This window comes from Streptomyces sp. SCPE 10, from assembly GCF_051980735.1.
Taxonomy (GTDB): Bacteria; Actinomycetota; Actinomycetes; order Streptomycetales; family Streptomycetaceae; genus Streptomyces; species Streptomyces misionensis.
The window spans coordinates 2,323,374-2,344,270 of record NZ_CP197069.1 but is presented as its reverse complement, the minus strand read 5'-3'; the positions used below and the strand labels follow the sequence as shown (position 1 = coordinate 2,344,270).

24 protein-coding genes and 1 pseudogene are annotated in these 20,897 nt (G+C 72.6%); 6 read left to right on the top strand and 19 right to left on the bottom strand.

Annotation, left to right across the window (positions count from 1 at the left end; translation table 11 throughout):
* Nucleotides 1-30: 30 nt before the first annotated feature.
* The 8 genes from ACSP97_RS11035 to glnII all read right to left on the bottom strand — a co-directional run bounded on the left by ACSP97_RS11035 (nucleotide 31) and on the right by glnII (nucleotide 7,738).
* Nucleotides 31-1,947 carry a hypothetical protein gene (locus ACSP97_RS11035; RefSeq protein ID WP_440557302.1) on the bottom strand — a complete coding sequence of 639 codons (1,917 nt, stop codon included), beginning with the start codon at nucleotides 1,945-1,947 and terminating at the stop codon, nucleotides 31-33.
* Between the two features lie 49 nt (nucleotides 1,948-1,996).
* Complete coding sequence (locus ACSP97_RS11030; RefSeq protein ID WP_440557300.1) at nucleotides 1,997-2,503, bottom strand: tetratricopeptide repeat protein; 507 nt, start codon at nucleotides 2,501-2,503, stop codon at nucleotides 1,997-1,999.
* 48 nt (nucleotides 2,504-2,551) lie between these two features.
* The gene (locus ACSP97_RS11025; RefSeq protein ID WP_355144055.1) at nucleotides 2,552-3,211 is read right to left on the bottom strand and encodes a response regulator transcription factor; all 660 of its coding nucleotides are present in this window, start codon (nucleotides 3,209-3,211) and stop codon (nucleotides 2,552-2,554) included.
* Nucleotides 3,196-4,455 carry a sensor domain-containing protein gene (locus tag ACSP97_RS11020; RefSeq protein WP_440557299.1) on the bottom strand — a complete coding sequence of 420 codons (1,260 nt, stop codon included), beginning with the start codon at nucleotides 4,453-4,455 and terminating at the stop codon, nucleotides 3,196-3,198. Before ACSP97_RS11020 ends, ACSP97_RS11025 begins: the two co-directional genes overlap by 16 nt.
* Before the next feature lie 31 nt (nucleotides 4,456-4,486).
* Nucleotides 4,487-5,527 (bottom strand): NAD-dependent epimerase/dehydratase family protein, encoded by a 1,041-nt coding sequence (locus ACSP97_RS11015; RefSeq protein WP_440557297.1) that lies wholly within the window; start codon nucleotides 5,525-5,527, stop codon nucleotides 4,487-4,489.
* A 62-nt stretch (nucleotides 5,528-5,589) separates the two neighbouring features.
* Nucleotides 5,590-6,165: a winged helix-turn-helix domain-containing protein gene (locus ACSP97_RS11010; RefSeq protein WP_355144049.1), complete on the bottom strand. Its 576-nt coding sequence runs from the start codon at nucleotides 6,163-6,165 to the stop codon at nucleotides 5,590-5,592.
* Between the two features lie 119 nt (nucleotides 6,166-6,284).
* Complete coding sequence (locus ACSP97_RS11005; protein WP_257585698.1) at nucleotides 6,285-6,407, bottom strand: hypothetical protein; 123 nt, start codon at nucleotides 6,405-6,407, stop codon at nucleotides 6,285-6,287.
* Between the two features lie 299 nt (nucleotides 6,408-6,706).
* The gene (gene glnII / locus ACSP97_RS11000) at nucleotides 6,707-7,738 is read right to left on the bottom strand and encodes a glutamine synthetase (protein WP_355144045.1); all 1,032 of its coding nucleotides are present in this window, start codon (nucleotides 7,736-7,738) and stop codon (nucleotides 6,707-6,709) included.
* 196 nt (nucleotides 7,739-7,934) lie between these two features.
* Between glnII and ACSP97_RS10995 the strand changes: the two genes are divergently transcribed.
* Complete coding sequence (locus ACSP97_RS10995) at nucleotides 7,935-8,798, top strand: alpha/beta fold hydrolase (protein WP_440557295.1); 864 nt, start codon at nucleotides 7,935-7,937, stop codon at nucleotides 8,796-8,798.
* A 268-nt stretch (nucleotides 8,799-9,066) separates the two neighbouring features.
* Here ACSP97_RS10995 and ACSP97_RS10990 read toward each other — a convergent pair whose 3' ends face one another.
* Nucleotides 9,067-9,441, bottom strand: coding sequence for an arsenate reductase family protein (locus ACSP97_RS10990; protein WP_364724845.1), 375 nt, complete (start codon nucleotides 9,439-9,441; stop codon nucleotides 9,067-9,069).
* Nucleotides 9,442-9,606: 165 nt separating this feature from the next.
* Between ACSP97_RS10990 and ACSP97_RS10985 the strand changes: the two genes are divergently transcribed.
* The gene (locus tag ACSP97_RS10985; RefSeq protein ID WP_355144039.1) at nucleotides 9,607-9,921 is read left to right on the top strand and encodes a hypothetical protein; all 315 of its coding nucleotides are present in this window, start codon (nucleotides 9,607-9,609) and stop codon (nucleotides 9,919-9,921) included.
* On the opposite strand, the gene ACSP97_RS10980 is transcribed toward ACSP97_RS10985, so the two are convergent.
* On the bottom strand, nucleotides 9,909-10,670 hold the full coding sequence (locus tag ACSP97_RS10980; protein WP_440557293.1) for an alpha/beta hydrolase: 762 nt from the start codon (nucleotides 10,668-10,670) through the stop codon (nucleotides 9,909-9,911). The genes ACSP97_RS10985 and ACSP97_RS10980 overlap by 13 nt on opposite strands.
* Nucleotides 10,671-10,756: 86 nt before the next feature.
* Nucleotides 10,757-10,861: pseudogene (locus ACSP97_RS10975) on the bottom strand (aminotransferase class III-fold pyridoxal phosphate-dependent enzyme); the annotation flags it as partial.
* Between the two features lie 96 nt (nucleotides 10,862-10,957).
* Between ACSP97_RS10975 and ACSP97_RS10970 the strand changes: the two are divergent.
* Entirely contained in the window at nucleotides 10,958-11,188 is a 231-nt protein-coding gene (locus ACSP97_RS10970) for a hypothetical protein (protein ID WP_391878510.1), read from the top strand.
* Between the two features lie 45 nt (nucleotides 11,189-11,233).
* Here ACSP97_RS10970 and ACSP97_RS10965 read toward each other — a convergent pair whose 3' ends face one another.
* On the bottom strand, nucleotides 11,234-12,217 hold the full coding sequence (locus ACSP97_RS10965; protein WP_440557290.1) for a GlxA family transcriptional regulator: 984 nt from the start codon (nucleotides 12,215-12,217) through the stop codon (nucleotides 11,234-11,236).
* A gap of 69 nt (nucleotides 12,218-12,286) precedes the next feature.
* On the opposite strand from ACSP97_RS10965, the gene ACSP97_RS10960 reads away from it, so the two are divergent.
* Nucleotides 12,287-13,603: an MFS transporter gene (locus tag ACSP97_RS10960; RefSeq protein WP_440557289.1), complete on the top strand. Its 1,317-nt coding sequence runs from the start codon at nucleotides 12,287-12,289 to the stop codon at nucleotides 13,601-13,603.
* Between the two features lie 33 nt (nucleotides 13,604-13,636).
* Here ACSP97_RS10960 and pspAB read toward each other — a convergent pair whose 3' ends face one another.
* From pspAB to ACSP97_RS10945, 3 genes are all read right to left on the bottom strand, one after another.
* Nucleotides 13,637-14,221 carry a PspA-associated protein PspAB gene (gene pspAB / locus ACSP97_RS10955; RefSeq protein WP_440557287.1) on the bottom strand — a complete coding sequence of 195 codons (585 nt, stop codon included), beginning with the start codon at nucleotides 14,219-14,221 and terminating at the stop codon, nucleotides 13,637-13,639.
* A gap of 56 nt (nucleotides 14,222-14,277) precedes the next feature.
* Complete coding sequence (gene htpX / locus ACSP97_RS10950; RefSeq protein ID WP_355144027.1) at nucleotides 14,278-15,204, bottom strand: zinc metalloprotease HtpX; 927 nt, start codon at nucleotides 15,202-15,204, stop codon at nucleotides 14,278-14,280.
* A gap of 144 nt (nucleotides 15,205-15,348) precedes the next feature.
* Nucleotides 15,349-15,606: an SCO2583/SCO2584 N-terminal domain-containing protein gene (locus ACSP97_RS10945; protein ID WP_355144025.1), complete on the bottom strand. Its 258-nt coding sequence runs from the start codon at nucleotides 15,604-15,606 to the stop codon at nucleotides 15,349-15,351.
* A 325-nt stretch (nucleotides 15,607-15,931) separates the two neighbouring features.
* Between ACSP97_RS10945 and ACSP97_RS10940 the strand changes: the two genes are divergently transcribed.
* Nucleotides 15,932-16,186, top strand: a complete 255-nt coding sequence (locus ACSP97_RS10940; RefSeq protein ID WP_355323559.1) for a hypothetical protein — start codon at nucleotides 15,932-15,934, stop codon at nucleotides 16,184-16,186.
* Between the two features lie 289 nt (nucleotides 16,187-16,475).
* On the opposite strand, the gene glnA is transcribed toward ACSP97_RS10940, so the two are convergent.
* The gene (gene glnA, locus ACSP97_RS10935; protein ID WP_355323553.1) at nucleotides 16,476-17,885 is read right to left on the bottom strand and encodes a type I glutamate--ammonia ligase; all 1,410 of its coding nucleotides are present in this window, start codon (nucleotides 17,883-17,885) and stop codon (nucleotides 16,476-16,478) included.
* 233 nt (nucleotides 17,886-18,118) lie between these two features.
* Here glnA and ACSP97_RS10930 point away from each other — a divergent pair, with 233 nt between their 5' ends.
* Nucleotides 18,119-18,586: an RDD family protein gene (locus ACSP97_RS10930; protein ID WP_355144019.1), complete on the top strand. Its 468-nt coding sequence runs from the start codon at nucleotides 18,119-18,121 to the stop codon at nucleotides 18,584-18,586.
* 81 nt (nucleotides 18,587-18,667) lie between these two features.
* On the opposite strand, the gene ACSP97_RS10925 is transcribed toward ACSP97_RS10930, so the two are convergent.
* The 3 genes from ACSP97_RS10925 to lipA form a co-directional block, all read right to left on the bottom strand.
* Entirely contained in the window at nucleotides 18,668-19,369 is a 702-nt protein-coding gene (locus ACSP97_RS10925; protein ID WP_355144017.1) for a DUF4191 domain-containing protein, read from the bottom strand.
* A gap of 74 nt (nucleotides 19,370-19,443) precedes the next feature.
* Nucleotides 19,444-19,641 carry an SCO2195 family GlnR-regulated protein gene (locus ACSP97_RS10920; RefSeq protein WP_440557285.1) on the bottom strand — a complete coding sequence of 66 codons (198 nt, stop codon included), beginning with the start codon at nucleotides 19,639-19,641 and terminating at the stop codon, nucleotides 19,444-19,446.
* A gap of 242 nt (nucleotides 19,642-19,883) precedes the next feature.
* A complete protein-coding gene (lipA, locus tag ACSP97_RS10915; RefSeq protein WP_355144013.1) occupies nucleotides 19,884-20,849 on the bottom strand; it encodes a lipoyl synthase in 966 nt (321 codons plus the stop codon).
* Between the last annotated feature and the right edge of the window lie 48 nt (nucleotides 20,850-20,897).

Sequence of the window (20,897 nt, the reverse complement as noted above, 5' to 3'; positions counted from 1 at the left end):
GCTTGTTGACGCGGATGTCAGGAACGCCGGTCAGTGCAGCCCGTCGATCTCCCGGCCGCCCGCCAGCGAGCCCTTCAGCTCCGCCCGCGCCCCCCGGGTGGCCTTGGCGATCAGCAGCGAGCCCGGCGCGGACGCGGTGATCCCGCCGCTCGCGTGGATCGCCACGGTGTCCGGGCCGCCCGCGGCCAGCAGGTACCAGTGCCCGCCCCGGGACTTCCACAGCACTCCGGCCAGCACATGCGGATCACGCGGACCGCACGCGGTGACGTCCGTGCCCTTGGCGGTGACCGCCCCGTACCGCGCGCCGGGCGGCCGGAACTGGGCCAGCGCCGCGGTGCCGGCGCCGCGCCAGGTCTCGGCCCGGGTGCACACCCACTGGCCCGCCCCGCTGCCGTCGGGCAGCGGCTGCTCCGCGAAGTCCCAGGCGTTGACGCCGCGCACCCCCGAGGAGCGCTCGGTCGCCAGCGAGCAGGCGAACGGCGCCCACGCCTGGAGCCCCTCCGGCCCGGTGGCCTCGCCCACCGCGCCGGGCCGGCCCGCGGTCAGATGCGCCGGGACCAGCTCGCCGAGGTCGGTGGAGAGCTGGCTGCCCGCGCCGTCGGACAGCTGGAGCACGGTCCACGAGGTGCAGTTGCCGGTGCCCAGGGCGGGGCTGGTCAGCGGGGCGGTGACGCCGTCGGTGACCTTCAGGGCGCTCGGCGCGGAGGTCGGCTTCATCAGGTCCCGGGTGGCCGCCTTCTTCACCCAGGGGGCCAGCAGGTACTGCACATTGCCGTCCGAGCGGCCCAGCACCAGGGCGCTCGCCTCGGCGCCGGTCGCGCCGTCCACCCGGGCGAAGTCCAGGGCCGCGCCCTCGGTGCCGTCCGCCGGTTCGGCGTAGCGGGCGATGCGCAGCCCGTCGTAGAAGACCACCACCCGGGCGGCGTCCACCCGCCCCGCGTACAGCAGCTGGGGCGGGCCCGCCGGGCCGCCGGTCTGGGTGCCGGGGGTGGCCGAGACCCTGACGTTCCCGCCGGGTCGCGCCCAGACGGCCAGCGCGCGGCGCAGCAGGTCCCGGTCGCCGGTGAGCGCGCCGCGGGCCGGCCAGGCCGAGAAGTCGGTACGGGAGGCGGAGCGCCAGGCGGTGGGGGAGACGCGGGCCAGCCGGGCCGGGTCGAGGGCGGCCTCGGCGGCCGGGTTGCCGGCGTAGACGGGCGCGGCGGCGCCGTCCGGGCCCCAGCCGCCGCCCGGCAGCGCCACCAGCGCCCCGCACACCGCGAGGGCGGCCAGGGCGCCCACGGCCGCCCTGGTGTGCTGGCGGCGGCGCATCAGATCGGTGGGCCGGGCCTGGAGGGCGCACGGATCGAACTCGGGGGAGGCGAGCAGGCCCGGCTGCGCGGGCACGCTGTTCGCCGAGGCCAGCGCGCCGCCCGGGTCGGCCACCCCGGCGGCCTTGAGGACCTTGTGGACGGTGGCGTCGGGCAGCTGCTCCAGACCGCGCAGCACATAGGCCGCGCGGGCCGGCCCGGACAGCTTCGACAGCCGCTGCTCCAGGGCGAGTTCGTCCGCGCCGCCGGTGCGCGGGCTCAGCCGCAGGCCCCACACCCGGGGGAGCGGCCGGGGCCGGCCGGTGCGCGGACGGGCCGCCGCCAGGGCCGCGCGCAGGACCCGCTCGCGGAGGTAGGCGTACCCGGGGTCGTCGTCCGGGGCCTCGCCGGACGCGGGGGCCCGGCGCGGCGTCTGGGCCGGGATCAGGGACGCCTGCTTGCGGCCCCGGGGCAGGGCGCGCTGGGCGAGGGCGTGCGCGGTGAGCACCCGGCGCTCGCGGCCGAGGCCCGGCGGCAGCACCAGATAGGCGAGCCGGACCAGCCGTGGGTAGTGCTCCACGAGCGAGGCCTCGGCCTGCTCCAGGCCGGCCGGGCGGCCGGAGGCGGGGGCGTGACGCTGGGCTACATCCTGTGACTGCACGTCCGGGAAAACGAGCGAGCCCTTGGTAGGTCACCGTCAAGCGGCGCGCTCATGCCTCCGGATCGACCAGGGCGCGCGCGTAGTTGGCCATCGACCGCTGGTAGCGCGGAAGATGGGGGGCCAGCGCACCGAGCACGAGCGACAGCCCCTCGCGGTCCCGGCCGAGGCTGGACAGGCACAGCGCCAGGCAGGCCCGCACGGCGTCGTCCAACTCGTCGCTCGACGCGTCCAGTTCGGGCGTGAGCAGCTTGACGCCCTCCTCCGGCTGTCCGGTGTTGCGCAGCGAACTCGCCAGCTGGATCCGGGTCCGCCGCGCCCGGTAGCCGTCCAGGCCGCGCGCCAGTGCCTCCCGGTACAGCGGCACGGCGCGGTCGGAGTGCCCGGTCGAGTCGAAGGCGCAGGCCCGTTCGAAGGGAGCCAGCGGGCTGTCGTCGGGCAGTTCGGCCACGAGTTCGTCGATCAGCGCGCGGAACTCCGCGGCCCGCTCCGGCGGGTACTCGTCCCGCGCGAAGGCGGCCCAGGCGGCGGCCACGCGATCTTCCCAGTCCTGGTTCACCGCGTCACCCTCGCACACGCGTGCCGCCGGGGAAAGTGGATTCCCGTCTCAGTGGTGGCCGCCGTCGAGATACGCCAGCACCGCGAGGACCCGCCGGTTGTCGTCGTCCGACACCTCCAGGCCCAGCTTGCCGAAGATGTTGGAGGTGTGCTTGGCCACCGCCCGCTCGGTGACCACCAGTTGGGCGGCGATGCCCGCGTTCGACCGGCCCTGCGCCATCAGCTCCAGCACTTCCCGCTCGCGCGGGGTGAGCCGGTCGAGCGGCCGGTCGCCGGCCGGGCCGCCGCGGGCCAGCAGCTGCTGGATGACCTGCGGATCCATCGCCGTGCCCCCTGCCGCCACCCGCCGTACGGCGTCCACGAACTGGTCCGCGTCGAAGACCCGGTCCTTGAGCAGATAGCCGATCGCCCCGTCCCCGTCGGCGAGCAGCTCGCGCGCGTACAGCTGCTCCACGTGCTGGGAGAGGACCAGCACCGGCAGTCCCGGCCGCGCCCGCCGGGCGGCCAGCGCGCACTGGAGGCCCTCGTCGGTGTGGGTGGGCGGCAGCCGTACGTCGACCACCGCCACGTCCGGCTGCAACTCGGCGAGCGCGCGGGACAGTTCGGGGCCGGACTCGACGGCCGCCGCGATCTCGAAGTCGTACGCCTGAAGCAGCCGGACCAGTCCGTCGCGCAGCAGGAAGAGGTCTTCGGCTAGGACGACACGCACGGGATCTCCATGGTCACCATCGTGGGGCCGCCCGCGGGACTGCTGACGGCCAGGATGCCGTCGAATGTACCGAGCCGCCGCTCCACCCCGGCGAGCCCGGTGCCCGCGCCGATCGCCGCGCCGCCCCTGCCGTTGTCGGTGACCGTGATCCGCAGCCGGCCCTCGGCGTGGTGCAGGTCCACCCAGATCCGGTCGGCGCCGGAGTGCTTGACCGCGTTGGTGAGCACCTCGCTGACCGCGAAGTAGGCGGCCGACTCCACCGGCGCGTCGGCGCGGCCCGTCTGCTCCACCGTGACCTCGGTGGGCAGCGGCAGCCGCAGCGCCAACGCCCGCACCGCGTCCCCGAGACCGCGTTCGGCGAGGACCGGCGGATGGATGCCGCGCACCAGGTCGCGCAGCTCCTCCAGGGCCTTCGCGGAGTTGTGGCGGGCCTGGGCGAGCAGCGTCCGGGCCTGCGCCGGGTCCTTGTCGAGCAGCATCTCGACGGTGCCGAGGTCCATGCCCATGGCGACCAGCCGGGCCTGCGCCCCGTCGTGCAGGTCCCGTTCGATGCGGCGCAGTTCGGCGGCGGAGGTGTCCACCGCGTCCCGCCGCGTCTCGGTGAGCACCCGTACCCGCTCGGCGAGTTCGCCGTTCTCGTTGCCCAGCATCGCCCGGGTGAGCCGGAAGTGCGTGGCCAGCAGGCGCGGGACGACGCGCCGGGAGACGGCGAGGAGGACGAGGGCGAGCGCGCCCGCGCCGAGGGCACTGGCCTCCCCGGTGACCGGGACGAACGCGTACCAGTAGGTGCCGCCGTGCGCGTACGCCCGCCACAGCCCGGCCGGCAGCATCAGCCCCTCGAGGGGGTAGAGCAGCAGCAGGGCCGGGAGCAGCGCGGTGACGAAGCCGGCCGTGATGTCCACCGGCAGCCAGCGCACGTCCCGCCAGGTCTGGGGGTCGCCCAGCATCGTGAAGGTGCGGGTCCACGGTTTGGTGCCGCGCGGGATCGGCCGGTAGGCCGCCCGGATCTGCACCCCGCACCACTCGGCGGCGAGCCTGCGGCGCGTGTCCGCCAGCGCCCTGAGGCCGGTGAGCACGGCCGGAGTCGTCACGAGCCCGATGCCGAGCGGTATCAGGGCCAGGGACAACAGGGTCAGCACCAGGAAGGCCACGCCGAAGGGCAGCGTGATGAGGGACAGCACCAGCCCCCGGACGGCGGCCAGCAGGACCCGCCGGGCGCGGCCGCTCTTGTCTTCGCTGTTCATGCGGCCAGTCTCGCCGACCCCCGGCCGGGGGTCACTGGCCCGAGGCCCCCTCTGCGGGGGTGGTGCCAGGTACACCCCCGCGCAGGCCGGCCAGTACCTTCGCCGCCACCTCGGGGGCGAGCCGCGGGGTCGCGCGATCGGGCCTCAGGGGCGCCGCACCGCCGACCGCGGTCAGCCACCGCCAGGTGTCCGAGACGGTCTCCGTCACCGGCCGGCACACCAGTCCGGTGGCCAGCGCCCGGCCGACGTCGGCCCGGTGGACGGCGTCGTACGTTTCGCCGCCCGGCGGCACCCACACCGGCAGCTCGGTCCAGGGCTCGATCCCCGCCTCCAGGATGCGTTCCGGCTCGGCCCAGCACAGCTCCGCGTCCGCGCCGGTCGCCGCGACGCACGCGTCGAGCAGTGCGCCCATGGTGGTGTGCCCGGGCGGGCTCACCAGGTTGTACGGGCCGCTCAACCGCTGTTCCAGGGCGCCGAGCAGCCACTCGGCGAGGTCGCGGGCGTCGACGTACTGGATCGGCAGGTCGCGCGGGCCCGGCGCCAGGACGGGTCCGCCGCGGGCGACCTGGTCCAGCCACCAGGGCAGCCGGCCGACGTTCTCGTACGGGCCGAGGATCAGCCCGGCCCGCACCAGCAGCGAGCGATCGGCGCCGAAGGTCTCCAGGACGGCCAGTTCGCCGCCCCGCTTGTCCCGGGCGTACTCCGTCGCCCCGGCGTCCGCCGCGCCCTCGACCACCGGGGCGTCCTCGCCGGCCCCGGCCGGCCAGGGCCAGGCGTACACCGACCGGCTGGAGACGTACGCGTACCGCCCGGCGCGGTCCCGCAGCAGCCGCGCCGCCTCCAGGACCGCGCGGGGCGCCGCCGACCAGGTGTCCACCACGGCGTCCCAGTCGCCCTCGGCGAGCGCGGCGAGGCCGCCCCCGGCGGTGCGATCACCGGTCAACACCTCTGCTCCGGGCGGCGCTTGGTGACGCCCGCGGTGGAAGACGGTCACCTCCCAGCCGCGCCCGAGCGCCGCCTCCACCACGGCACGCCCCACGAACTCCGTTCCGCCCAGCACCAGAAGCCTCATGCCGGGCAGCCTGCCCGGTGCGGGCGCGGACCGCACCAGGGTCCGCCGAGGGCGGAAAGGGGTCAGCCGCCGGTCGGGGGGATGTACTTGTAGCCGACCCGGCGCACGGTCTGGATCGTCCGGCGGTGCTCGGCGCCCAGCTTGCGGCGCAGCCGGGCGATGTGCACGTCCACGGTGCGGCCGTCGCCGACATGGCCGTACCCCCACACCGTGGTGACCAGCTGGTCGCGGGTGTGCACCCGGTGCGGGTGCGCCACCAGGTGCGCGAGCAGTTCGAACTCCAGGTAGGTCAGGTCGAGTTCACGGCCGTCGACGGCGGCGGTGCGGCGCACCGGGTCGATCCGCACCAGCGGCTCGGGGGCCCGGGCCGGGTCCTGTTCGGCGGTGTCCGGCCGGTCGGGCACCGCGACCGGCGCGAACGGCGGCCGCTGGTCCGCCGGGACCAGCACCAGGTAACCGACCATCGGCGGCCGGCCGGGCAGGACGGGCAGGGTGTGCTGCGGGGCCGGCAGCCAGGTGGCGCCCGGCGGCAGGAAGTCCGCGACGTCCACCACCTCGTCCCGGTCGACGGCGCGCAGCCGGTGCCGGGCGGAAGCGGCGGGCGAGGAGGCGGGGGTGACGGAACGGGTGGTCGCCATGAGAGGTCAGCTCTTTCGCGCGAGAGGTTCGTCGGAAGGGGCGACGGCCGCGATTCGTGGTCGGGGCGCGCCGGGGACGTACGTCGTTCCGCGCTGGCCGAAGGCCGGGGTGTACGGCTTCAGAGGGCCCGCGCGGTCATCGCGCGACAACACACCCGGTCGAAGTCGTGGTGCTGGCGGGAGGGCCAGAAGGGCTCGAGGTCATGGCGACCCGTCGCGGTGATCTTCTGGAAGCTGGCCATGCGCCCATTGAAGCAGAGGCGCGCGCCGCGCACGAGGGTTCTCTCACAAGGTGGACGTGACGGTGGCGTGAAGTCGGCGTCGCGAAAGCCGCTGGAGCCGTGGTGGCGGCCCTGATCAGCGGGTTGCGGGCCCGGAAGCGACCGGATCGCTGTCTCATCATGCGGACACCGGGCGCGGGGGAGGGGCGCTCGGGGGCGTGCGGAGGGAGCGTCTGCGGGCTTGGGGGAGGGGCGCCTGCCGGGCATGCGGAAAGGGCGCCCGCCGTGACGGCGGGCGCCCCTTCGTGAACCGGGGTGGATCAGACCTGGCCGGCCTTCTCCAGCGCCGAGCAGCAGGTGTCCACCAGCAGGCGGGTCACCACGTAGGGGTCGACGTTGGCGTTCGGGCGGCGGTCCTCGATGTAGCCCTTGCCCTCCTGCTCGACCTGCCACGGGATGCGGACCGAGGCGCCGCGGTCGGAGACGCCGTAGGAGTACTTGTCCCAGGGGGCGGTCTCGTGCAGACCCGTCAGGCGCTCGTCGATGCCGGCGCCGTAGTTCTTGACGTGGTCCAGCGGCTTGGAACCCTCGCCCAGCGACTCGCAGGCGGTGATGATCGCGTCGTAGCCCTCGCGCATCGCCTTGGTGGAGAAGTTGGTGTGCGCGCCCGCGCCGTTCCAGTCGCCCTTGACCGGCTTGGGGTCGAGGGTGGCGGAGACCTTGAAGTCCTCGGCGGTGCGGTAGAGCAGCCAGCGGGCCACCCACAGCTGGTCGGAGACCTCCAGCGGGGCGAGCGGGCCGACCTGGAACTCCCACTGGCCCGGCATGACCTCGGCGTTGATGCCGGAGATGCCGAGCCCGGCCTTCAGGCAGTTGTCGAGGTGGGCCTCGACGACGTCCCGGCCGAAGATCTCGTCGGCGCCGACACCGCAGTAGTAGCCGCCCTGCGGGGCCGGGAAACCGCCCTGGGGGAAGCCCAGCGGGCGGGTGCCGTCGAAGAAGGTGTACTCCTGCTCGATACCGAAGATCGGCTCCTGCGCGGCGAACCGCTCGGCGACCTCGGCCAGCGCGGCGCGGGTGTTGGAGGCGTGCGGGGTCATGTCCGTGTTCAGGACCTCGCACAGCACCAGGACGTCGTCCCCGCCGCGGATCGGGTCCGGGCAGCTGAAGACCGGCTTGAGCACACGGTCCGAGGCGTGGCCCTCGGCCTGGTTGGTGGACGACCCGTCGAAGCCCCACACCGGCAGCGCGTCGAGACCGGCCGGGGCACCCGTGATGATCTTCGTCTTGGAACGGAGCTTGGCCGTCGGCGTGGTGCCGTCGATCCAGATGTACTCGGCCTTGAAGGTCACGGGGGGCACTTCCTTCGGGTGGTTCGGGCGCACTCGTGGGCGCTGCGGCGCGACGGCGCCGCCTCCATCTGCCGGAAGCCTGTCAACAGGCCGTTTCCCGGCCATTGCCCTTCTGTGAACCCCGTGTTACCTGGGCGTATTGTGTCCCGGATCACGAAGTGGTGGTACCGGTGCGAGACATCAGGGGGGTCGTTCGGTGACCGGTTACGACAGTGATGCCTTCGGGAGCGCGTACGAGGCGGTCCGGGCGAAGTGGCCCGCCGACCGCGAGGCGCTGAGCATACCCACACCCCACGGCACCACCCGCCTCAACGCCTGCGGCCCGCGCGACGCGCCCCCGCTGCTCCTGCTGCCGGGCGGCGGCGGGGCCACCTCTCTCAGCTGGTACGCCCAGGCCGGACCGCTGTCCGCCACCCGCCGGGTCTACGCCGCCGACCTGCCCGGCGCCCCCGGCCTCAGCGTGCCGCCGCCGGGCCGGCACCCCCGCACGGTCGCCGGCCTGACCGGCTGGCTGGACGCGGTCCTGGACGGCCTGGGCCTGGCCTCGGCCGACGTGGGCGGGCACTCGTACGGCGCCTGGATCGCCCTGCACCACGCCCTGCGCGCCCCCGGCCGGGTCCGCCGCCTGCTCCTGCTGGACCCCACCCGGTGCTTCACCGGGTACCGGCCGGGCTATCTGCTGCACGCCCTGCCGATGCTGCTGCGGCCCACGCCGGGCCGGGTCCGCGCCTTCCTGGAGTGGGAGACCGGGGGAACGGCGTCCTTGGACCCCGACTGGCTGCGCCTCCAGGAGGCCGCCGCCGGCTTCCCGGCCGCCAAGCCGGTCACCGGCCCGCTCCCGGCACCGGATGCGCTGCGCGCCCTGGAGGTGCCGGTGCTGGTGCTCGCGGCCGGGCGCGGCAAGGCCCACGACCCGCTCCGTGTGACGGCGGGCGCGAAGGCCCTGCTGCCCCACGTGACGACCGCCGTGCTCCCCGGCACCTCCCACCACGCCCTGCCCCAGTCGGCCCCACCCGACCTGGCGGCCCGGCTCACCGGCTTCCTCGACGCCTCCGACTGACCGGGACGGGGCCCGGCGCGCCGGTGCCCCGCAGGGGGCACGGTCGGTCAGGACGAGGCCCGGCGGCTCGCCGGCTCCCCCGGACGGGACCCGGCCGACCGGGGCGGGTCCCGGGGTGTGGGCGACGGCCTCCGGTACGGCTTCGCCGGCCGGGCCTGCCGGTGAGGCCGCCGGCGCTGGTGGCGGCCGGGTCCTCGATCAGGCCCCGCCCCGGGCGGAGCCGCCCGCTTCGGCCGGGCGGCTCGCCGGATCGGGGGGACCCGGTCGGTCAGGACGCGGTCCGGCCGTGGCCGATGGCCTCCTGGACGGCCTCGTCCGTGCGGGCCACCAGGGTGGTGCCGTCGTCGGCGGTGATGATGGGCCGCTGGATCAGCTTCGGGTGCTCGGCGAGCGCCTTGATCCAGCGGTCCCGGGACCCCTCGTCCCGCGCCCAGTCCTTGAGGCCCAGCTCCTTGGCGTCCGCCTCCTGGGTCCGCGTGATGTCCCAGGGCTCCAGGCCCAGCCGCCCGAGCACCGCCTTGATCTCGTCCTCGCTCGGCACATCCTCCAGATAGCGCCGCACGGTGTACTCGACCCCCTCGGCGTCGAGAGTGCTGATCGCGCTGCGGCACTTCGAACAGGCCGGATTGATCCAGATCTCCATGCCCCCACGGTACGCGGAAAACCCGTCCGCCACCCGCGCCCCGGGGGCCCCGAAAGCCCTTGTGGCCAGGGGCTTTTGTCAGTGGTCGACCGTAGAATGGAAGCAGTGTTCGAGGGTGCCGCTGGGCTCGCCGGCCGGTGCCCTGATCGCGTCAGGAGGATGCCCGTGCCCGCTGCCGCCCTACAGCCGAAGCCCTCGCCGACCCAGTCCACCGCCAAGCGTCCCGTGCTGTTCGACTCGCCGTACGAGCCCCTGGCGAAGCGGCCCCTGCCGGCCGGTCGGCCCCGGGAGTGGTACGTCACGCACAACCGGCGCCTGAAGGCCATGCGCCTGGCCATCGCCCTGCTCGACTCCGGCACCTATCTGCCGGACCAGGCGGGCAACGACACCATCCGCGCCACCGCCGAGACGATCGGCATGCGCCCGCCGTCCGACATCACGTGCCACATGGTGCGGGCGTTCATGCGCTACAACCGCTGATCCACGACGGCGCCGGGCGGCTCGCCGGCCGGGCCGCCCGGCGCCGTCAGCAGCGCGCTCACCAACCGCCGCCGGTCCCGCGCGTGTTCACGGAACCACAGGCCCAGCTTGTGGTCGGCGTCCGGGAGTTCGAGCCGGGTGTAGTCGGCGCGCGTGGACAGCGCCTCGTGCAGTGCCCGGGTCACGGCCGCCGGGATCACCGTGTCGGTGCCGGGCACGGTCAGCACCGCCCGGCCCGCGTACGCCCCGTACACCTGGAGCGCGGGGGAGTCCCGCCAGCTGTCCGGGGTGCGCAGGATCTCGGTGAACCGACCCCGGCCGTCCCCGAAGGGCAGCTCCCAGGCGTCCGCCGCGTAGACGGCGGGCGCGCACAGGGCGAGCCCCGCCACCCGGCCGCCGTAGTGGCGCACCAGGTCGGCGACCGTCTGCCCGCTCATGCTGAAGCCGACCAGAAGCAGCGGATCGGCCGCCGGCGCGTGCGCGTCGATCACCGCCACCGCCTGCTCGAACCGGCGCCGCAGACTCAACCGCGCGAGCGTGCCGCTGCTTTCGCCGTGGCCCGAGAAGTCGAATGCCAGCGCGTGACAGCCGGCGGCGGCGAACTCGGCCGCCAGCGGCAGCAGACGCTCCTTGCTCCCGTTGCCCGCGCCGTGCAGCAGCACCGCCGTGGCCCGCCCGCCGGGCCCGCCACGCACCCCGCTGAGCCGCTCGCCGTCGTACTCCCCGGTGAAGCCCCTGAGTTCGCCCATGGGGGCCATTCACTCACGTGTGCGCTTGCTGTACTTCTCCGGCGGATGAACCCACTGGGTCCCGGTACGGGACGGGCAAGCGAGAGGCTCTCCGGCCCTGAAGTCTCGATGAGCAGGCCGAGTTCGAAGGCGCGTTGCGCGATCAGCCCGGCGCGACTCTTGTCGTGGAACTCCAGGCCCCAGACCAGGCCGCCATTCTGACCGGCTACTTCCGCCCCGAGCAGCCCGACACCTATCTGGTCTGGCAGGAGGCCGCCAGGCCCCGGCACGGCATTCCGATGCTCGGGGTGCAGCTCTTCGAGCGGGCGGCCGAGCGCGCGGTCGCCCAGGGCGCGCGCTACATCGAGGCGACCGTGTCGGCCGACAACAAGGCCATCATCATGGTGCTGAAGAAGTGCGCCAAGCGGTACCAGGCCCCCGTGCACACCGAAGTGCTGTTCCCCGCCTCCCTCTTCCCCGAGGCGCACCACGACGAGGTGCTCTACCGGATCGGCCCCATCGAACCGGTCCCCGGCTGAGCCGGCAGGCGGTTCCGTCGAGGCGGTGTCACCGCGCGCGTGCCCTCACGCTTCCCCGCGGAAGGTGTTGCGGTACGCGCGCGGTGACACGCCCAGCGTCTCCCGGAAGTGCTGACGCATCGCTGTGCCCGTGCCGAAGCCGGCCTCGGCGGCGATCCGGTCCACCGGCTCGTCCGTGCGTTCCAGCAGCCGACGGGCGTACTGCAGGCGCTGCTGGGCGAGCCACTGCATCGGTGGCATCCCCGTCTCCTGCCGGAACTTGCGCGTCAACGTCCGCACGCTCGTGGCCGCCCGGTGCGCCAGGTCCTCCAGGGTGAGGCCCTCACCGAGGTGTTCCAGGGCCCAGGCGCGGGTGGCAGCGGTGGAAGTGTCGCCGGGTTCGGGCACGGGACGGTCGATGTACTGGGCCTGACCGCCTTCGCGGTGCGGGGGGACCACCGTGCCGCGGGCGACGGTGTTGGCGACGTCGGCGCCGTGGTCACTGCGGATCATGTGCAGGCACAGATCGATTCCCGCGGCCACACCCGCGGACGTGAGCACACCCTTGTCATCGGTGTAGAGCACGTCCGGGTCCACATCGATCTCCGGGTAGAGGGCGGCCAGTTCGGGACAGGACTTCCAATGCGTCGTCGCCCGCCGACCCGTGAGCAGGCCCGCTGCCGCCAGCACGAACGACCCGGTGCAGATGGAGGCCAGGCGCGCCGTCGGGGGGATCTCCGCAAGTGCCGCCCGCACAGGCGGGCTCAACCGGCCACGCCGCTGCGGGCGGTAGTCCTCGATCGCGGCGGGCACGATCACCGTGTCCGCGTCGCGCAGCGCTTGCGGTCCCAGCGGCACGTTGACGGTGAAGTCGGCGTCCGTGCGTACCTCACCCGGTTCCACGGCACACGTCACGACCGAGTACAGCGGCCGGCCGGCCGCATCCGTGGCGGTCCCGAACAGACGGTGCACGATCCCCAGCTCCATGGGCAGGAGACCGGAACGCACCAGAACCGCCACCCTGTGCGGTGACTCGTCACCCACCGTCATGTCCAGATTCTTTCACTAGCTGACCAAAGGCCACTGGTTCCGGGTTCCCTCTCGCTGAAGGATGAAGATATGGATGACGCGATCGGCCAGCACACGAAGGATGCCGGGCATCGTGCCTGGTGGGTGGCCGCCGTCGCCGGAGTGGCGATCGTCGTCGCGGGCGCCTTCTCCACCATGCCGGGCATTCTGCAGGACCCCCTGCGCGAGGAATTCCACTGGTCCCGCGGCTCCATCAGCCTGGCGGCCTCGGTCAACATGGTGCTCTACGGCCTCACGGCCCCCTATGCCGCCGCCCTGATGGACCGGTTCGGCATCCGCCGGGTCGTCGTCGCGGCGCTCGCGACCGTCGCCGCCGGAGCGGCCCTCACCACGATGATGAGCGCCGCATGGCAGTTCACGCTCTTCTGGGGTTTCCTCGTCGGCCTCGGGACCGGATCGTTGTCGATGACCCTCGGCACCACCGTCACCAACCGCTGGTTCACCGCCCGCCGCGGCCTTGTGACCGGCGTCCTCTCCTCCGGCAGCGTTCTGGGGCAGATGGTCTTCCTGCCCGCGCTGTCCTGGACCATCGACCACTACGACTGGCGGCCCGCCCTCGTCACCCTCGCCCTCGCCGCCGTCGCGGTCACCCCCCTGGTCCACCTCGTGCTGCGCGACCATCCCGCCGACATCGGACGACGCCCCTACGGCAGCGACACCTTCACCCCCCGGCCCGACCCCGTTCCCGGCGCCGCCCGCCGCACCGTGACCGTGCTGTGCGACGCCGCGCGGACCGTTCCCTTCTGGCTGCTCGCCGCCACGTTCGCCATCTGCGGCGCGTCCACCAACGGCATCATGTGGACCCACTTCGCCCCCGCGGCCCACGACCACGGCATGCCCGTCACCACGGCCTCGACCCTGCTGGCGTTCATCGGCGTCTTCAACGTGGCCGGCACCATCGTCTCCGGCTGGCTCACCGACCGCCGGGACGCCCGCCGGCTGCTCGCCGTCTACTTCCTGCTGCGAGGCCTGCTCATGGTCAGTCTGCCGCTGATCATGACGGCCACCGTCAGCCCGCCCATGCTGATCTTCGTGGTCGCCTTCGGCCTGCTCGACCTGGCGACCGTGCCGCCGGTCATCGCCCTGTGCCGGACCTTCTACGGCGAGGACAGCGCCATCGTCTTCGGCTGGACCAATGCGGCACACCAGATCGGCGCGGCGTCGGCCTCCTTCCTCGGCGGCGTGGCCCGTGACACGTTCGGCAGCTACGACCCGGTCTGGCTCGCCCTGGGCGCCGCCTGCGCGAGCGCCGCCCTGCTGTCCCTCTGCATCCGTGTCCACCGTGCGCCCACGCCCCCGGCCGAGGCCGACGAGACGACGTACGCGTCGTCGACCCCGCGACGGTGACAACGGCCGCCCCGGCACGCCGGTATGGCGGATTCACAGTCCGGGCGCCCCCCACACCGGGAACCACCGGCCCAGATCCTGCTCGATCCGCAGATCGCTCGCGAGCGTGGACTTCACCTGGAGCTCCAGCGCGTTGTCCCGCCGCTCGTCGCTCCCGGCCAGCGGGGCGAACGGGTAGAAGGCGGCTCGCTTGTACAGGTACACCAGGGCGAGCCGGCGCCCCGAGTCGTCGGTGAAGCCGGCCAGCGAGCACAGCAGCTGCGGGCCGAAGCCGTTGATCTCCATGGAGCTGTTCACCGCGTGCAGATCGTTGACGAGCTGCGGCAGCTGGTCGGGGGAGCGCCGGGAGACCAGCCACGAGTAGCCGTAGTCGTCCCGGCACAGCTCCACCGGCGACCCGGCGCGCTCGGCGTCCGCGTCCAGCAGCGCCTGCACCTCCCGGTGGGTCTGCTCGAAGGCCGCGCCCTCCACCGAGGCGAAGCACACCGCCCCGGTCCCGGTCGGGGTGAAGCCCATCGCGGCCTGGAGCGTGACGGCGGCCGAGGGCAGCGCGAACAGCTGGTCGAGATCGGGGGCGACGGGTTTGGTGCGCCCCAGCAGGATGTCCAGCAGCCCCAACGCTCAGCCCGCCTTCCGCCGTACCGTGCCGTTTTCCGGCCTGTCCTGTGCCGTGCTCACGCCCGGTCGGCCTCCCCGGGTACGGCCGCCTCGCCCAGCTCGGCCGAGATCCGGCCCAGCTGCTCCAGCCGCTGCTCCAGCGTGGGGTGGGTGGAGAAGAACCGCTCGATGCCGGGCTCCTTGCCGGTGGCCGGGCTGAAGTAGAAGGCGTTGAACGCCTGGGCCGTGCGCAAGTCCTTGGTCGGGATGCGGGCGATGTCCCCGGTGACCTTGGTCAGCGCCGACGCCAGCACCGAGGGCCGGCCGGTCAGCAGCGCGGCGGCCCGGTCGGCGGCCAGCTCCCGGTACCGGGACAGGGCCCGGATCAGCAGGAAGCTGATCGCGTACACGGCCGCCGAGACACCCATCACGCCGGCGAAGACCAGGGCCGTGTTCTGGTCCCTGCGGCCCCCGCCGAACAGCTGCGAGTAGAAGGCGAAGCGGACGATCAGCCCCGCGATCACGCCCAGGAAGGAGGCGATGGTGATCACGGCGACGTCCTTGTGCGCCACGTGGGACAGCTCGTGCGCGAGCACGCCCTCCAGCTCGGCGGGCTCCAGGCGGCGCAGCAGGCCGGTGGTCACGCAGACCACGGCGTGATCGGGGTTGCGTCCCGTCGCGAACGCGTTCGGCATGTCCATGCTGGATACGGCGACCACCGGTTTGGGCATGTCGGCCATGGCGCACAGCCGGTCCACCACCGCGTGCAGCTCCGGATACTCCTCGCGCTCCACGACCCGCCCGTGCATGGCGAACATCGCGATCCGGTCGGAGAACCAGAACTGGGCCACGAACATCGCGCCCATCACGACGACGACCAGCAGCCAGGACTTCAGCAGCACGAGCAGCGCGGCGATGAAGGCCACGTACAGCAGTCCCAGCAGGAACATCGTGACCGTCATCCGCACGGTCAGTCGCCGGTCGCTCCTAAAGCGGCTCCGCATCTCGCATCACCCCGCAGTCAGGCACTCGTCCCGCTGTCCAGTGTGCACCTGCCGCCTCCCATGAACAGGTCCCGTACGTCCCTGTTGCGGGCAAAGCTTCCCGGTGGGAGCGGTGCCGGGCCCCCCACCGGGAAGCCGGCGCGCTCAGTAGCCGTTGCGTATCCGGGCGTATCCCACCAGGAGGATCACCGCGGCCACGCAGCCCAGCACCACCGCCGTCGACACCCAGGAGGGGCGCTCCGGGCGGACGCTGTCCGGGTCGGCGCGGAACGGGGCCGGGTCCGGGGGGTTCTCCTTCCAGCGGGCGGCGAGCATCCGGGCCCGGGCGGAGGGCTCCTTGTGCTCGGCGGAGTTCGCCCAGCGTTGATCGAACTCCCGCTCCCACTCGTCCTGTTCTGCCATTCCCCGGTCGACCTCTCTCGTTCGGCGTGTGCGGGGAGCATGATCCCCGGAAGTAGGAATCACGGGAAGGCCGAAAGGTTGCACAGCCTCCCCGCCGGGGCCGCCTCGCGTCCGGATGCCGGGTCCTCACCCGGCCGCTAGCATTTTCAGCAGAGCCGCGCCGCAGGGTGCGCCGGACGTGCGCCATCCCCGCCGACCAGGGGAACGTCAGCCCTGCTTCCTGAATCCAGGCGGCACCACCCAGACCGCGTCCCGCCCACGGCGGGGTCGCGGCCGTCTTTCCGCGCCCGAGGCGGCGCGGGAGGAATGGAAGGAGGGCAGTTCGATGAAAGCACAGCGCGCGAGGCGTCTCGCCGCGGTGTCCGCCGTCGGCGTTCTGCTGGCAGGCGGAGCCACCATCGCCACCGCCGGATCCGCGTCGGCGGCCACCCAGACCCACGTGACGACCAACCGGGGCTGCTACGGCCACAACTGCTTCGGCTTCAACCGGGGCTTCAACCGCGGCGGATTCTTCTTCAACAACGGCTTCAACCGCTTCGGCTACGGCAACACGCCGGTCGTGGTGGTCGTGGTGCCCTGACCGGCACCGAACGGTCGCGCGGACAGCCGCACAGACACGGCCGGGGCCGCCTCCCACGGGAGGCGGCCCCGGTGTGCGTGGGGGTCTGCCACCCGTCGAAGAAGCGCTCGCGGTCCAGCTCGGATCACCTCGTTGGCAGGGTTCTCGGCAAACCGGTCCTCTTCGAGAGCAGCCTGGTAGCGGCCCGGGGGCAAAAAGGCCGTGGGCCGGCACTCCCGTGCTGGGAGAACCGGCCCACGGCCCACAGACGGCCCAGGGGAGCGGTTATCCGCTCTGACCTGGGGCGATATCACACGTCGAAGTACAGCTCGAACTCGTGCGGGTGCGGGCGCAGGGCCAGCGGGGCGATCTCCTGGGTGCGCTTGAGGTCGATCCAGGTCTCGATCAGGTCGGACGTGAAGACGTCGCCCTGGAGCAGGAACTCGTGGTCCGCCTCCAGCGCGTCGAGGACGGCGCCGAGGGAGGTCGGGACCTGGGCGACGCTCGCGTGCTCCTCCGGAGCCAGCTCGTAGAGGTCCTTGTCGATCGGCTCGGCCGGCTCGATCTTGTTCTTGATGCCGTCCAGGCCCGCGAGCAGGAGGGCGGAGAAGGCCAGGTACGGGTTGCCGGAGGAGTCGGGCGCGCGGAACTCGACGCGCTTGGCCTTCGGGTTGGAGCCGGTGATCGGGATGCGCATCGCGGCGGAGCGGTTGCGCTGCGAGTACACCAGGTTGATCGGCGCCTCGAAGCCCGGCACCAGGCGGTGGTAGGAGTTCACCGTCGGGTTGGTGAAGGCCAGCAGCGACGGGGCGTGCTTGAGGATGCCGCCGATGTAGTAGCGGGCCGTGTCCGACAGGCCCGCGTACCCGGCCTCGTCGTAGAACAGCGGGTCGCCGTTGCTCCACAGCGACTGGTGGACGTGCATGCCCGAGCCGTTGTCACCGAAGATCGGCTTCGGCATGAAGGTCGCGGTCTTGCCGTTGCGCCAGGCGACGTTCTTCACGATGTACTTGAAGAGCTGGAGGTCGTCGGCGGCGGCGAGCAGCGTGTTGAACCTGTAGTTGATCTCGGCCTGGCCGGCCGTGCCCACCTCGTGGTGCTGGCGCTCCACCTTCAGGCCGGACTTCTCCAGCTCCAGGGAGATCTCGGCGCGCAGGTCCGCGAAATGGTCCACCGGCGCGACCGGGAAGTAGCCGCCCTTGTAGCGGACCTTGTAACCGCGGTTGTTCTCCACCGCACCGGTGTTCCAGGCGCCCGCCTCGGAGTCGATGTGGTAGAAGGACTCGTTGGCGCTGGTCTGGAAGCGCACCGAGTCGAAGACGTAGAACTCGGCCTCGGGGCCGAAGAACGCGGTGTCCGCGATGCCGGTGGAGGCGAGGTAGGCCTCGGCCTTGCGGGCCACGTTGCGCGGGTCACGGGAGTACTGCTCGCCCGTGATCGGGTCGTGGATGAAGAAGTTGATGTTGAGCGTCTTGTCCCGGCGGAACGGGTCGACACGCGAGGTGGACAGGTCGGCACGCAGCGCCATGTCCGACTCGTGGATGGCCTGGAAGCCGCGGATCGACGATCCGTCGAAGGCCAGCTCCTCGTCCGGGTCGAACGCCTCGACGGGCACCGTGAAGTGCTGCATGACGCCCGGCAGGTCGCAGAAGCGGACGTCGACGAACTTGACGTCCTCGTCCGCGATGAACTTCTTGGCCTCGTCGGCGTTCTGGAACATCCAGCTCCTCCTACTCCCGACCGTCCTCGCCGGGGTGGTAGATCGTTCGTGCGGCCAGTGCGGTGGCACACGTTCGTCCTGACCCTAAGGACGGGTGATTTCTCCGGCGTGACCCGATTGTTTCGCAGAAGTTAACCGGCCACGCTTCCCACCGTAGCCCCGGGACACCCGGCGTCCCCGGGTCATATACCCCGGCGTCCGAGGGTCATATACGGACGCAGTACCGTGGTCGGGTGGACAACAGGCAGGCAATCGGATCGTGGCTCTCCGGCCCGCGCGCGGCCATGGAAGAGGCCGGCGCGGACTTCGGGTACCGAGGCGAACAGCTGGGTCTGCCCGAGGACGGGCCGAACTCCCTCGCCCGGCCCGGCAGGCGGCTCGGCGCCATCGCGGTGGACTGGGGCCTCAGCGTCCTGATCGCATACAGCCTGATCACGCACGGCTACAGCCAGGCCACCAGCAACTGGGCACTCGGCGTCTTCTTCGCGATGAGCGTCCTGACCGTCGGCACCATCGGCTTCACTCCGGGCAAGCGCCTGTTCGGCATCCGGGTCGTGGCCCTGGAGACCGGCACCGTCAACCCGCTGCGTTCGCTGCTGCGCACGGTCCTGCTCTGCCTCGCCATCCCCGCCCTGGTCTGGGACCGCGACGGCCGCGGCCTGCACGACCGGCTCGCCGGGACCGTCGAGGTCCGCGCCTGAGCGGCCGTACCCGCGAAGCACGACGAAGGGGGCGCCCGGTGTCACACCGGGCGCCCCCTTCGTCGTAACGCGTTCCGACGCCTAGCGGCCGCGCTGGCCGCCCTTCGGCAGCTTCATGCCCTTGGGCATCGGGCCCTTGGGCACCGGCATGTTGCTCATCAGGTCGCCCAGGGCGCGCAGCCGGTCGTTGGTGGCGGTGACCTGGGGGCCGGTGAGCACGCGCGGGTACTTGAGCATGGTGGTGCGCAGCTTCTTCAGCTCGACCTGGCCCTCACCGTTGCCCACGATGATGTCGTGCACCGGCACGTCGGCGACGATGCGGTTCATCTTCTTCTTCTCGGCGGCCAGCAGGCTCTTCACCCGGTTCGGGTTGCCCTCGGCGACCAGCACGATGCCGGCCTTGCCGACCGCGCGGTGCACGACGTCCTGGCTGCGGTTCATCGCCACCGCAGGGGTGGTGGTCCAGCCCCGGCCGACGTTGTCCAGCACCGCCGCCGCGGCGCCCGGCTGGCCCTCCATCTGACCGAAGGCCGCCCGCTCGGCCCGGCGGCCGAACACGACCGCCGTCGCCAGCAGACCGACCAGCAGACCGAAGATGCCCAGGTACACCGGGTGGCCGATCAAGAAGCCGATCACGAGGAACACCGCGAGCGTGCCGAGCCCGACGGCCGCGAGCACCAGGCCGATCTTGGTGTCGACCTTGCGGGTCATCCGGTACGTGAGGGCGATCTGCTTCAGTCGCCCGGCATTCGCGGCGTCCGCCGCGGTTTCCTTCCTCGCCATGCCACGAAGTCTACGTGGCCCCGGGAGCGCGGACGACGGCAGTGCCCGCGGGGGCGGCCCGGGCGGGCGGGGCGTTACCGGCGGTCCGCGGACCGCTCCAGGAAGGCTTGCGCCTCCACCCGGTCCCTGGCCCGGCGGCGGTCCTCCAGGACGGAGTTCCACGCGTTGCGGCGGGCGGTGCGCTGACCGCCGCTCATCAGCAGCGACTCGACGACGCGCAGGGCGTCGGTGAGGGACGGGAGGGCGGTGGCGCGAACCGGCGGGGCCTGCATGACCGGGATACCCCCTGGGAGCGGGCGGTGTACGAATCGTGATAAGAGCGTCACTGAACGGTGTTACCAGGGCGTGTCCGACCGGTCAAACGCGGATGAAGCCTCGATGGGGCGGCCGCGAACGCCGACGCGGCCCTGACGGGTGCCCTCATCAGCGAGGACGGACAGGACCGCGTCGAGTCGGCCACTACTGGCCGGTAATTACTTGTGCGCGAATTCACACGCCCGGAACCGGGCGCCGCTCACACCGCCTGGCCGGCGACGTAGCTGCCCCGCTTCTCGATCGCCATCCGGTACAGGCGGCCGGCGCGGTACGAGGAGCGCACCAGCGGGCCGGACATCACACCGGAGAAGCCGATCTGCTCGGCCTCCTCCTTCAGCTCCACGAACTCCTGCGGCTTGACCCAGCGCTCCACCGGGTGGTGGCGCACGGAGGGGCGCAGGTACTGGGTGATGGTGATCAGCTCGCAGCCGGCCTCGTGCAGCTGCCGCAGCGCCTCGCTGATCTCCTCGCGGGTCTCGCCCATGCCGAGGATCAGGTTGGACTTGGTGACCAGGCCGAAGTCGCGGGCCTCGGTGATCACCTTCAGGGAGCGCTCGTAGCGGAAGCCGGGGCGGATCCGCTTGAAGATCCGGGGCACGGTCTCCACGTTGTGCGCGAAGACCTCGGGGCGGGACTCGAAGACCTCGGCCAGCTGCTCCGGGACCGCGTTGAAGTCCGGGGCCAGCAGCTCGACCTTGGTGCGGCCGCCCTCGCGGCCGGCCGTCTGCAGGTGGATCTGGCGCACCGTCTCGGCGTACAGCCAGGCGCCGCCGTCCGCCAGGTCGTCGCGGGCGACACCGGTGATGGTGGCGTAGTTGAGGTCCATGGTGACCACGGACTCGCCGACGCGGCGGGGCTCGTCGCGGTCCAGCGCCTCGGGCTTGCCGGTGTCGATCTGGCAGAAGTCGCAGCGCCGGGTGCACTGGTCGCCGCCGATGAGGAAGGTCGCCTCGCGGTCCTCCCAGCACTCGTAGATGTTGGGGCAGCCGGCTTCCTGGCAGACCGTGTGCAGGCCCTCGCTCTTCACGAGGTTCTGCATCTTGGTGTACTCGGGGCCCATTTTCGCCCGGGTCTTGATCCACTCGGGCTTGCGCTCGATGGGGGTCTGGCTGTTGCGGACCTCCAGGCGCAGCAATTTGCGTCCGTCGGGTGCGACTGCGGACACGACCGGCTCCCTCAGCTTTGATTCTTCGGCGTTCCCCAGGGTACGCCC